This window comes from uncultured Jatrophihabitans sp. (assembly GCF_964246335.1).
Lineage (GTDB): Bacteria > Actinomycetota > Actinomycetes > Mycobacteriales > Jatrophihabitantaceae > Jatrophihabitans.
In genome coordinates, this window is sequence record NZ_CAXTQF010000026.1 from 32,586 (window position 1) to 43,797 (window position 11,212).

Consider the following 11,212-nt stretch of genomic DNA (forward strand, 5'->3'; position numbering starts at 1 on the left):
CCCGCCCCCCCCCTCGCCCGACCCCCCCCCCGTGACCAACCGCCCCTTTTGGTCGCCATAGCGACCCAAAGCTGCTGTTGATCACGGGAGGACGTCGGCTGCTAGGTGGCGTCGTCGTCGTAGGGCGTCGCCGGCCGACTCGGCCGGGGCCGCGGGCGCGGCGCGGCGCCGTTCGTCGTCGCACCGTTGGCCGAACCGCCGTTGGCCGAACCGCCGTTGGCGGATCCGCGGTATGCCGTCGTGCCGTTGCCGGACGCGCGCTTGCTCATGTCCACCGATCCGTGCGCTGCGTCCGCGTCGTCGCGGAACAGCGCATCCTGGGCCGAGCGCACGTCCCAGCGGCGTGGGTCCATCCGGCGTAGCGACTCGAGCTCGTCCTCGTCGCCGAACACCGCGCGGGTCAACGCGGTGCGCGGGTTGAGGTTGCGCAGGTCGACGTCGGCGAATTCGGGACCCAGCTCATCGCGTAGCTGCTCACGCGCGCCGGTGGCCATCTCGCGCAAGGACCGCAGCAACTGAGCGGCGTCCTTGGCGAACTTGGGCAACCGGTCCGGCCCGATGACGACGACAGCGACGATGGCGAGAACCAGCAACTCCATCGGTCCTACGTTGAACACGCGCGCACCTTGCCCTTGCCGGAAGCCGTTGCCGGCGGTCAGCCCTTGCCGAGCGTCACCGTCGTCGTGCGTTTGTCGCTACCACGGTAGTACGTCACCTGGATCCGATCACCGGGCTTGTGCTGCTGCACGATGACCACGAGCTGGTCGAAGGTCTGCACCGTCATCCGGTCGGCCACCACCACGACGTCGCCCGGCTGCAGACCCGCCTTGGCCGCGGGTCCGCCCGGGGACACCTGCTTGACGTACGCGCCGACCTGCAACCCGGCAAGCGCGGTGACGCCCTGCGCACCGATGGCGGCGTGGTCCACCTTGCCGGTGCGGATGAGCTGCGTCGCGATGTCGCGCGCGTGGTTGATCGGGATCGCGTAGCCGATGCCGCTGATCGGGATCTGGTCGCCGGACGGGTCGGACGTGGAGAACCGGCCGGCCGAGTTGATACCGATGACCGCACCGCTGGAGTTGACGAGCGCGCCGCCCGAGTTGCCCGGGTTGATCGGCGCGTCCGTCTGGATCGCACTCAGGTATGCCGACGTGCCGTTGTCCGACTCCGCCTTCACCGGCCGGTTGAGCGCGGACACGATGCCTTCGGTGACGGTGCCCTGCAGGCCGAGCGGCGACCCGATCGCGAGTACCTGGTCGCCGACCGCGATCTTCGACGAATCGCCGAGCGAGGCGACGGTCAGCTGCTGGTCGGGCACCTTGATGACGGCGAGATCGCTGGTCGGATCCCGACCGACAATCTGCGCCTTCGCGGTCGCCTCATTGCTGAAGGTCACCACGATCGACGCGTTCTTGACCCCCGCAGCCGATGCCACCACGTGGTTGTTGGTCAGGACATCGCCGTGGCTGTCGATGACGACGCCCGACCCGATGGCGAACTCCGACGGCGTCTTCACTGCGATGGACACCACCGCCGGCCCGACCCGCTTCGCGACGCCGGCGACCGAGCCCGACGGACGCTTGACCGGCGTCTGCACCTGGGCGATGGAGGCGTCCGGACGGTGCAGCGCGTCGTTGCTGTGGTCGGTGATGAACCAGCCGACCCCGCCGCCGATCACCCCGGCCACCAAGGCGATGACGAGTGTCGCGACGATCGTCGGTACGCCGAAGCGGACACGGCGAACAGTCCTGTCCTGCTCCAGATCCTCCGCGTCGTCGGTGTCGCCCGCGCCCGCGTCGAGGTCGTCGTCGGCCAGCGTGTCCTCGTCGGGATCGAGCTGGGCCGGTGCGCCCCGGGTAAAGATGGCGCCCCGGCCGAGCCAGAAGGGCGCCGCCGGGTCGCGCCACGGATCGCGACGCGCGTCCGGCTTCCACCACGGTGACTGCGGCGCGCGGCCGCTCGGCGCGAGGCGGGAGCCGGGTGCCGGGGCGAAGCCGTCGCGCGCATCGGCCGGCGCACCGAAGGTCTCGCTGAACACCCGAGGTACCGGCGCCTCGACGTGCGGCTGCGGGCGCAACCGCTCACCCGGCGCCGGGGCGAACGATCCCGCGTCGGCCGGGCGCCCGAACACCGCCCGCTCCGCGGGTGACGCGGTGGGCGGTGGCGGGGTGTACGACGGTGGCGAGTCGTGCGGCGCGAAACCGCCGTCGACGCCGCCGGGACGGGCGAAGGCTTCGTCGGCGCTGTCGGAGGTCGAGCCGGCGGGGCTGCCAGGGGCGGAGGCGTGCGGCGGCACGGCGTTGTCGCCCTGGGCGGCATGCCGGCCGGCCTGGTCGCTCACACGCCGCTCCTCGTCGCGCGGATGGTGGTGATGGCTACTGCAGTCGAGTCTGCCCCAGCGACGGCCCCGGTGACGAACCGCCCACCGACGACGCGGCGCAGCCGGACGCGGGTGGCGCTCAGCGGCCCTGCCCGCCGAACAACTGCACGGCGTTCTTCATCGTCGGGGCGACGTCGCGCCCGCCGCGGCTCACCCCGTCGCTCGGGTGCGAATCCTGGGTCGTGCGGGCAGTCTGGCCACCGGTCTCGTGGACGACGGTGCCGGCGATGAGCGCCCCGGCAAGGGCCGCGACCGCCGCCGACGCAACGTAGGGCTTCGCGCGACGCGCCGACGTATTGGAGCGCGTGGCAGCAGGCGCCTGAGCGACGAACGCCGCGGCGGGGGCAATCCGGGCGAACGTCGCAAGCATCGGGGTGCCGTCCTCGGCGAACACCGTCGGTGGCGCCTCGAGCGGCGTCGTCTGCGGCACCGAGCGCAGGCGCGTCGCGAGGCTCGACGGCAGCGCGGGCGCCGGCGCCGCGCGCAGCGCCCACACGGCCTCGCGCTGCACACGCACGGCCTGCGCGCATTCCGCGCACTCGCGCACGTGACGCAGGGCGCGCTCGTGAGCGTGTCCGCCGAGGACGCCGTCGGCACACGCCGCGACGGCCTCATCGGAAAGATGCTGAGCCCTCACGCGCCGACAGCCTCCGGCTCGCCGAGCGTGCCCGGCTCGACGGGTCGCGCGCCGGGCGCGCGGTGGGCGAGCGCCTGCCGCAGCAGCACCCGGCCGCGGTGGATGCGCGAGCGCACCGTGCCGACCTTGATGCCGAGCGTGGCGGCGATCTCCTCGTAGGACAGCTGCTCGAGGTCGCAGAGCACCACGGCGACACGGAAGTCCGGCGGCAGCGCGTCGAGCGCCGCCTGGATCTCCGGGTCGAGGTGCATGTCGTCATAGGCCTGCTCGGGGCCCGGGTCGGTGCCGGCAAGGCGGTCACCGGCGTCCTCGGGCAGCGCGTCGAAGCGGATGCGCTGGCGGCGGCGCACCATGTCGAGGAACAGGTTCGTGGTGATGCGGTGCAGCCAGCCCTCGAACGTGCCGGGTTGGTACTGCGCGAGCGAGCGGAAGACCCGAACGAACGTCTCCTGCGTCAGGTCCTCCGCGTCGGCGCGATTGCCCGAGAGCCGGAACGCCAACCGGTACACGCGGTCGGCGTGCTCGCGCACGACCGAATCCCACGTGGGTGCCACCCACGTCGACCCGTCGCTCGGCTGCGCCGTCATCGCTGCACCTCATGTCTGTCTCGGACCCGTCGTTCTGGATCAAGACAACCACTCGAACCTGTACGTCTGCTAAACGCCAGGCAAGGCGCCGGCGTTCCCGCGTCGGGCGAGGCCGTACGCTCCTTGCCCGTGCACACGTTCTCCGCCGACGTCGAGCGCACCGTTCGCACGCTGGCGCAGCTGTGCATCGACCGGCTCGCCTCGTCAGCGCCGCTCGACCGGCCGCGCACCCCGGACGAGCTGGAGAAGGACGCCGGACAGACCGTCACCGCCGACGGCATCGGGGCCGACGAGGCCGTGCGGCTGTGGCGCGACGTGCTCGGGCCCGCCTGCCTGTCGGTGGACCACCCGCGCTACCTGTCCTTCATCCCGAGCGCGCCGACCAAGGCAGCCGCAGGTTTCGACATGCTCGTCGGCGCGACGTCGGCCTACGCGGGTTCCTGGCTCGAGGGGTCGGGCGCGGTGTACGTCGAGAACCAGGCTCTGCGCTGGCTGGCCGACCTGGCCGGCCTGCCGCGCGAGGCGGGCGGCGCGTTCGTGCAGGGCGGCACGATCGGCAACCTGTCCGCGCTCGTGGCGGCGCGCGAATCCGCGCGGCACCGGCGCGGCCGGCCGCAGGGACGGTGGGCGGTCGCGATCACCGGTGAGACCCACTCGTCGGTCGTGCACGCACTGACCATCGTCATGGACGTCGACGTCGTCGAGGTTCCCGGCGACGAGCGCGGCCGGCTCACCGGCGATGCCCTACGTGCCACCGTCGATGCGTTGCCGGCCGACGTGCGCGACGGCATCTTCGCCGTGGTCGCTACCGCGGGCAGCACGAATCTGGGCATCGTCGACGACATCGCCGGCTGCGCGGATGTCGCTCGGGAACACGGGTGGTGGCTGCACGTCGACGCCGCGTACGGCGGCGGCGGGCTGGCCGCACCGAGCGTCGCGCCGCTGTTCGCCGGCATCGAGCACGCCGACTCGCTGATCGTCGACCCGCACAAGTGGCTGTTCGCGCCGTTCGACTCGTGCGCGTTGATCTACCGCGACCCGGTGCAGGCTCGTGCCGCGCACACACAGCACGCGGGCTACCTCGACCCCGTCAACGTCGAGGGCGAGTGGAACCCGTCGGACTTCGCGATCCAGCTGACCCGGCGCGCGCGTGGCCTGCCGTTCTGGTTCTCACTCGCCGTCAACGGCACCGACGCCTACACCGCTGCACTCGAGCGCACCCTGGACGTCACGCGTGCCGGGGCGCAGCTGATCCGCGACCGCGCGCACGTGCGGTTGCTCGTCGAGCCTGACCTGTCGGTGCTGGTCTTCGAGCGCGTCGGCTGGGACGCCCAGGACTACGCGCACTGGAGCAGCCGGCTGCTGGACGAGCAGAGCGGCTTCGTCACGCCGACCAAGCACCGTGGCGAGGTGTGCACGCGGTTCGCCGTGGTCAACCCGCTCACCGATGTCGCGGACCTCGAGTCACTGATCGACTCGATGGTCTGACCCGCAGTTCAGCACCGCGCCTCGGCGACCGTGCACCGCCTGCAGGTCGATTACGGCGTGTCGCCCTGCTCCGCGTGCACAGTCGGTGTGCGGGTCACTCGCTAGCGGCGGTTGCGCTTGGGCTTGAACGCACCGGGGAACAGGTCGGCGGGAATGCCGGGCACCGGCTGGCCGATCGCCCAGCGGTAGATCATCGCGCGGGCATAGGTGCCGACCGCGCCGAGCACCGCGCCGAGCACGATCAGCCCGGCAAAGCCGATCAGCGCGACCGCGATGCCGGCACCCACGCCGGCGCCACCGCCGGCCACCATCACGACACCGCCGACCAGCACCAGCGCCGGGATCACGACGAGCAGCTGGATCAGCCCGAAGCGCAGCGTCGTGCGGATGCCGGTACCCCACACGCCGCGGATCACGCCCGCGGAGCGCTTCAGCGCGTCGATCGGCCCGAGCCCCTCGGCCACGAGCGCAGGCACCGCGAAGAACGACGCGATGGCCCAGGCGATGCCACCCAGCACGCCGACGATCTTGCCGAGGATGCCGAGCCGCTGCTCGACGATCCGCACGACCGTGCCGACGATCGTGGTGAACACCGCCCAGCCGATGATCTGCCGGCGCATCCGCCACGCAACCTGCAGCACGCCGCCGAAGCTCGGCGTAATGCCGTCGGCCCGCTGGTAGGCGCCGATCACCAGCGCCGCTTGGAAGTAGATGGAGATGACCGACGACACGAAGCCGCCGAACACCGCACCGACGTAGAACGCCACGCGGTGGTTGCCCGCGGCGGCCTCGCCGATCAGCCAGCCGGGCACGAACAGCGCGATGAAGCCGACGAGGCCGAACACAGCGCCGAGCAACGGCAACGCGATCAACTCTCGATCCTGCTTGAGCAGCGCCCACGACGAGGCGATGATCTGTCGCCCGGTGGGCTGCTGGTTCCACGGCTGCACCGCCGGCGGTTGCGTCGGCACGGGCGCCGGCGGTTGTGCCGGCGGCCCGTAGCGGTACGGGTCGAAACCCGCGGAGCCGTCCTTGCCCATGTCCACCATTGCGTACCTCCGACGTCGCGTGAAATCGAAGTGTGGCACGAAGATCGGGACGGAGCCAGGGCCTTGGCGAAGGCTGGACTCGCTCGCCGGATTACGGGGGTGCCGGAGGCGCTGGGCACTAGCCTGTCGGTCATGGCCGACGCGATGCTCAACGAGGCAAGCCTGACCTACGTCGAGTCCTTCACCCCCGAGGACGACGTCATCCTCGGGGCCCGCGAGCGCGGCCTCGAGTTCGGCTGCACACCCATCGGCGCAGCCGGTGGCGCTGCCCTGCGGGTACTCGCCGCGGCCACCGGCGCGCGCAGCGTCGTCGAGGTGGGCACCGGCGCCGGGGTGTCCGCGCTGTACCTGCTCGGCGGCATGGCCGAGGACGGCGTGCTGACCACGATCGACATCGAGGGCGAGCACCAGCGCGCGGCCAAGGAGGCGCTCACGGCGGCCGGCGTTGCACCCAGCCGCTACCGGTTGATCAACGGCTCGGCCAGCGAGGTGCTGCCCCGCCTGCGCGACGCCGCGTACGACCTCGTGCTCGTCGACGCCGACAAGACGGCGTACTCCGTGTACTACGAGCAGGCGCTGCGGCTGCTGCGTCCAGGCGGCGTCGTCGCGATCGACAACGCACTGTGGCACGACCGCGTCGCCGACCCGACGCAGCGTGACGCCGAGACGACCGTCGTGCGCGATCTCGGCCGCACCGTGCGCGACGACGACCGCGTCGTCTGCGCGATGCTCGGCGTGGGCGACGGCCTGCTCGTCGCCGCCAAACGCTGACCGATCGCCGCGCCGTGACTTGTTACGTCGATACCGTGCGCGACTACCCGGGAGCCGGCCTGCGCTACAGCCGCTTCTGTCATCTGCTGGCCGACACCCGCGACGAGCTGCACGACATGGCCGACCGCCTGGGCATCCCACGTCGCTACTTCCAGGACCACCCCTGGCGCTGGCACCACGACCTGCCGGAGCCGTTGCGTGCGCGGGCCGTCGAGCTCGGTGCGCAGGAGTTGACGCTGCACGAGGTGGGCGCACTGCTGCGGCGCCGCCGGGCCGCTGCGCGGATCGGCGAGGGCCGGATCGCGTAGGTTCGACGCCGTGCGAATCGCGGTCCTGGCCGGCGGCATCGGCGGCGCCCGGTTCCTGCGGGGTGTGCGGGCGGCCTGCCCGGACGACGACATCACCGCCATCGTCAACACCGGCGACGACGTCACCCTGCACGGCCTGCGCATCTGCCCCGACCTCGACAGCGTCATGTACACCCTCGGCGGCGTGCACGACGTCGAGCGCGGCTGGGGACGCACCGGCGAGACGTGGCGGATCAAGGACGAGCTCACCGCGTACGGCGCCGAGCCCACGTGGTTCGCGCTCGGCGACCTCGACATCGGCACCCATCTGGTCCGCACCCGGATGCTCGACGCCGGTTACCCGCTCAGCGATGTCACCGCCGCGATCTGCGCGAGGTGGGACATCGGCGTCCGACTGCTGCCGATGTCCGACGACCGCTGTGAGACGCACGTCGTCGTCGAGCTGGACGGCGGCCGGCGCGCTATGCATTTCCAGGAGTGGTGGGTGCGGCACCGCGCGAAGCTGCCGGCGCTGTCGTTCGTGCAGGTGGGCGTCGACGACGCCGAACCCGCGCCCGGTGTGCTCGAGGCGCTCAGCGGCGCCGACGTCGTGTTGATGGCGCCGAGCAACCCGGTCGTGTCGATCGGCACGGTGCTCGGCGTCGCGGGCATCCGTGACGCGCTCGTCGAGGGACCAGCGCCCGTCGTCGGCGTTTCGCCGATTATCGACGGCGCGCCGGTGCGTGGCATGGCTGACGCGTGCCTGCCCGCCGTCGGCGTCGAGGTCAGCGCCCAGGGCGTCGCTGCCCACTACGGCGCTCGGTCCGCGGGCGGCCTGCTCGACGGCTGGCTGGTGCACACCGGCGACACCGCGTCCGTCGCCGGCCTGGCAGTGCGTTCGGTGCCGCTGCTGATGACCGACGACGACGCGACCGCGGACATGGTGCGTGCCGCGCTGGAGCTCGCGCGATGACGGTGTGGCGAGACCTGCCGGGCGACCATGCCGTCCCGGGCGTGGAGATCGTGCCGGTGACCGGCATCGGCGAACTTCGCCCCGGCGACGACCTCGCGGCGGTTGTCGTCGAGCACGTGCAGCTGCACGACGGCGACGTCCTCGTCGTCACCTCGAAGATCGTCTCCAAGGTCGAGGGCCGGCTCGTCAAGCTGGACTCGACCGACCCGGCGCGGCGCGAAGCGGCGCGACAGGCCGCCATCGACGCGGAGACCGAGCGCGTCGTGGCCCGACGCGGTGATCTGCGCATCGTGGCCACCCGACACGGCCTGGTGCTGGCGGCCGCCGGTGTCGACGCCTCGAACGTCGCGTTGGACGAACTTGCACTGTTGCCGCTCGATCCGGATGCGTCCGCGCAGCTGTTGCGTGACGCGGTGCGCGAGCGGAGCGGCGTCGAGGTCGGCGTGATCATCAGCGACACGATGGGCCGGGCGTGGCGCGACGGCCTGACCGATGCCGCGATCGGTGTCGCCGGGTTGGCCGCGCTCACCGATGCCCGCGGGCACACCGACTCGCACGGCAACACGCTCGACGTCACCCGCGTCGCTGTCGCGGACGAGATCGCCGCCGCCGCCGACCTGGTCAAGGGCAAGCTGCGTGGCGTGCCCGTCGCCGTGGTCCGCGGCCTCGCGCCGGACGGCAAGCTGCCCGACGACGGTCGCGGGAGTCGCGAGCTCATCCGGCCGGCCACCGACGACCTGTTCCGGCTCGGTACCGCCGAGGCCATCGCCTACGGCCGCGACCAGGCCGTGCGCGACGACGCTGAGCACGCCCGCGACGAACTGCACGCCGACGCGGTGGCGCTCGTCAGTGCGGTCGAGTGCAGCAGCCCGCTCGAACGCGCGGTGCGCGAGGGCTTCCTCGGCCTGCTCGCCGCGCGGCGCGACGCCATGTGGCGCTCCTGCGCGCCGGGCCATCTGACGGCCAGCGCGCTGGTGCTCGACCCGCAACGGCAAGCCGTGTTGCTGACGCTGCATCCGCGCGTCGGCCGGTGGTTGCAACTCGGCGGTCATCACGAACCCAGCGACCACAGCGTGCTCGACGCCGCGGCGCGCGAGGCTCGTGAGGAGAGCGGCATCGGCGCGCTGTCCTTCGATCCGGTGCCTCTCGCGCTCGATATTCATCCGATCACGTGTTCGCTCGGCGTGCCGACCCGGCACTTCGACGTCAAGTTCGTCGCGGTCGCACCGGACGGGGCGGAGCCGGTGCGCAGTGCCGAGTCCGACGACCTGCGTTGGTTCGCGTGGGACGCGCTACCCGACGACGTGTCGGCGGAGCTGCCCGAACTCGTCGACGCGGCGCGGCTCCGGCTCGGGCTGTGACCGGCTCGTCCGACAGTTTTGCCAACGCGCTTGCCCAGCTGGACGACTGGCCGGTCGAGACCGTCGCGGCCGCCGTCGTCGGGCCGGCCGGCGTGCTCGCCACGCATGGCTCGATCGACACGCAGGTGCCGCTCGCGTCGGTGACCAAGCCGCTCGCCGCGCTGGCCGTGCTCGTCGCCGTCGAGGAAGAGGCGGTGACCCTCGACGACCCGGCCGAGGAGAACCTGCTGCCGGGCGCGACGCTGCGCCACCTGCTCGCGCACGCGTCCGGGGTGGCGCCGGAGCGGCCGTTGCGCTCGTTCGGTCCGGCACAGCGGCGCGTGTACTCCAACGTCGGCATCGAATTCGCCGCGCGGCTAGTCGAGCGCGCCACCGGCATGCCGTTCGCCGACTACCTCGCCGGTGCGGTCCTCGACCCGCTGGGCATGCGCGGCACGTACCTCGACGGCTCCCCTGCGCGCGACGCCGTCTCCCGCGCCTCCGATCTGGCACGGGTGCTCGCCGAGCTGCTGACGTCCACCGGGTTGCTCGCACCCGAGACGCGTGCGGACCTCGCAACCGTGCAGTACCCCGGCCTGCGCGGCGTCCTACCGGGCTACGGCGGGCAGCCGCACAACGACTGGGGCCTCGGCTTCGAGATCCGCGCGGACAAATCGCCGCACTGGACCGGCGCGACGAACTCGCCACGGACGTTCGGTCACTTCGGGCAGAGCGGCACGATGCTGTGGCTGGACCCGGACGCGTCGCTCGGGCTGGTCGCGCTGACCGACCGCGCCTTCGGCGAGTGGGCGATCGAGGCGTGGCCGCGGCTCTCCGACGCCGTGCTCGCCGCCGCCCGCTGACCCACCAACCCCGTCAATCCCGGTGATCAACAGTAGTTCCTGGTCGTCCTGGCGACCACAAACTGCTGTTGATCACCGGGAAGATGTTGATCACCGGGATGAGACGCGCGGGCGGCGCACGATCAGCACCGCCGCCTGCAGCGCGCCGACCGCGGCGAGCCCGATCAGCGCCGGCGTCCAGGACCCCGCCGCGTCGTGCACGGCGCCGGCCGCGACCGGTCCACCCGCGGCGAGCAGATAGCCGAACGACTGCGCCATGCCCGACAACGCCGCCGCGTGCGCGGCATCGTCGGCGTCGAGGCTGAACAGCGACAACGCCATCACCAGCGACGCACCCGAACTCATCCCGGCCAGCACCACCCACAGCGGCGCACCGGCGGGCGCGGTCGCCAACCCCACCACGGCCACGATGTTCGGCGCGGTCACCAGTGCCGCGGCCGCGTGTGCCTCCACCCGGCGCAGCACCAGCGGCACGGTCAGCCCGGTGAGCAGCCCGACCACCTGGTAGCCGAACAGGTACCAGCCGCCCGCGGCGTGCGATGCGCCGTGCGCTGCGGTGATCGACGGCAACCACGACACCAGCACGTAGAAACCCGTCGACTGCAGCCCCATGAACAAGCTCAACCGCCACGCGAGCGCGGTCCGCCAGACCGACGGGCGTTCCAGCGCCGCGTCGGTGGGCGCGGCTGCCGCGGGCGCACGCCGGCGCAGCAGCCAGATCGGCGCGGCGAACACCGCCGGCACCAGCCACACTGCCAGCGACCAGCGCCAGCTCGCGAACGCGTCGGCCAGCGGCAGCGCGACGCCGGACGCGATCGACGCGAACATGCCCATGAC

General features: G+C 72.2%; 12 protein-coding genes. 6 read left to right on the forward strand and 6 right to left on the reverse strand.

The annotated features are described in order from the left end of the window. Positions 1 to 101: 101 nt before the first annotated feature. The 4 genes from ACFFCN_RS09645 to sigE form a co-directional block, all read right to left on the reverse strand. The gene (locus ACFFCN_RS09645; protein WP_375491071.1) at positions 102 to 617 is read right to left on the reverse strand and encodes a sec-independent translocase; all 516 of its coding nucleotides are present in this window, start codon (positions 615 to 617) and stop codon (positions 102 to 104) included. A 38-nt stretch (positions 618 to 655) separates the two neighbouring features. Beyond that, positions 656 to 2,341, reverse strand: a complete 1,686-nt coding sequence (locus ACFFCN_RS09650; protein ID WP_375491073.1) for a S1C family serine protease — start codon at positions 2,339 to 2,341, stop codon at positions 656 to 658. A 118-nt stretch (positions 2,342 to 2,459) separates the two neighbouring features. Beyond that, a complete protein-coding gene (locus ACFFCN_RS09655) occupies positions 2,460 to 3,017 on the reverse strand; it encodes a hypothetical protein (protein WP_375491074.1) in 558 nt (185 codons plus the stop codon). Further along, a complete protein-coding gene (gene sigE, locus ACFFCN_RS09660; RefSeq protein WP_375491076.1) occupies positions 3,014 to 3,604 on the reverse strand; it encodes an RNA polymerase sigma factor SigE in 591 nt (196 codons plus the stop codon). The genes ACFFCN_RS09655 and sigE overlap by 4 nt, the downstream gene beginning before the upstream one ends. A gap of 129 nt (positions 3,605 to 3,733) precedes the next feature. On the opposite strand from sigE, the gene ACFFCN_RS09665 reads away from it, so the two are divergent. Further along, positions 3,734 to 5,092 carry a pyridoxal phosphate-dependent decarboxylase family protein gene (locus ACFFCN_RS09665; RefSeq protein WP_375491077.1) on the forward strand — a complete coding sequence of 453 codons (1,359 nt, stop codon included), beginning with the start codon at positions 3,734 to 3,736 and terminating at the stop codon, positions 5,090 to 5,092. Positions 5,093 to 5,193: 101 nt separating this feature from the next. Here ACFFCN_RS09665 and ACFFCN_RS09670 read toward each other — a convergent pair whose 3' ends face one another. Further along, on the reverse strand, positions 5,194 to 6,141 hold the full coding sequence (locus ACFFCN_RS09670; protein WP_375491078.1) for a DUF6159 family protein: 948 nt from the start codon (positions 6,139 to 6,141) through the stop codon (positions 5,194 to 5,196). 132 nt (positions 6,142 to 6,273) lie between these two features. Here ACFFCN_RS09670 and ACFFCN_RS09675 point away from each other — a divergent pair, with 132 nt between their 5' ends. From ACFFCN_RS09675 to ACFFCN_RS09695, 5 genes are read left to right on the forward strand one after another with little or no spacing between them, the layout of a single operon-like run. Beyond that, entirely contained in the window at positions 6,274 to 6,912 is a 639-nt protein-coding gene (locus ACFFCN_RS09675) for an O-methyltransferase (RefSeq protein ID WP_375491080.1), read from the forward strand. A 14-nt stretch (positions 6,913 to 6,926) separates the two neighbouring features. After that, positions 6,927 to 7,220 (forward strand): DUF4031 domain-containing protein, encoded by a 294-nt coding sequence (locus ACFFCN_RS09680; protein WP_375491082.1) that lies wholly within the window; start codon positions 6,927 to 6,929, stop codon positions 7,218 to 7,220. Positions 7,221 to 7,230: 10 nt separating this feature from the next. Continuing rightward, a complete protein-coding gene (cofD, locus tag ACFFCN_RS09685; RefSeq protein WP_375491084.1) occupies positions 7,231 to 8,172 on the forward strand; it encodes a 2-phospho-L-lactate transferase in 942 nt (313 codons plus the stop codon). Further along, positions 8,169 to 9,533 carry a coenzyme F420-0:L-glutamate ligase gene (locus ACFFCN_RS09690; protein ID WP_375491086.1) on the forward strand — a complete coding sequence of 455 codons (1,365 nt, stop codon included), beginning with the start codon at positions 8,169 to 8,171 and terminating at the stop codon, positions 9,531 to 9,533. The genes cofD and ACFFCN_RS09690 overlap by 4 nt, the downstream gene beginning before the upstream one ends. Continuing rightward, positions 9,530 to 10,375, forward strand: a complete 846-nt coding sequence (locus ACFFCN_RS09695; protein ID WP_375491088.1) for a serine hydrolase domain-containing protein — start codon at positions 9,530 to 9,532, stop codon at positions 10,373 to 10,375. The genes ACFFCN_RS09690 and ACFFCN_RS09695 overlap by 4 nt, the downstream gene beginning before the upstream one ends. Positions 10,376 to 10,465: 90 nt before the next feature. Here ACFFCN_RS09695 and ACFFCN_RS09700 read toward each other — a convergent pair. Beyond that, on the reverse strand, positions 10,466 to 11,212 hold a 747-nt coding region (locus ACFFCN_RS09700), incomplete at its 5' end, for an MFS transporter (RefSeq protein WP_375491090.1).

Excerpts from the sequence above, each read along its gene's own strand:
- sigE (WP_375491076.1), bottom strand. The coding sequence starts at position 3,604 with ATGACGGCGCAGCCGAGCGACGGGTCGACGTGGGTGGCACCCACGTGG.
- ACFFCN_RS09670 (WP_375491078.1), bottom strand. The coding sequence starts at position 6,141 with ATGGTGGACATGGGCAAGGACGGCTCCGCGGGTTTCGACCCGTACCGC.
- ACFFCN_RS09675 (WP_375491080.1), top strand. The coding sequence starts at position 6,274 with ATGGCCGACGCGATGCTCAACGAGGCAAGCCTGACCTACGTCGAGTCC.
- ACFFCN_RS09690 (WP_375491086.1), top strand. The coding sequence starts at position 8,169 with ATGACGGTGTGGCGAGACCTGCCGGGCGACCATGCCGTCCCGGGCGTG.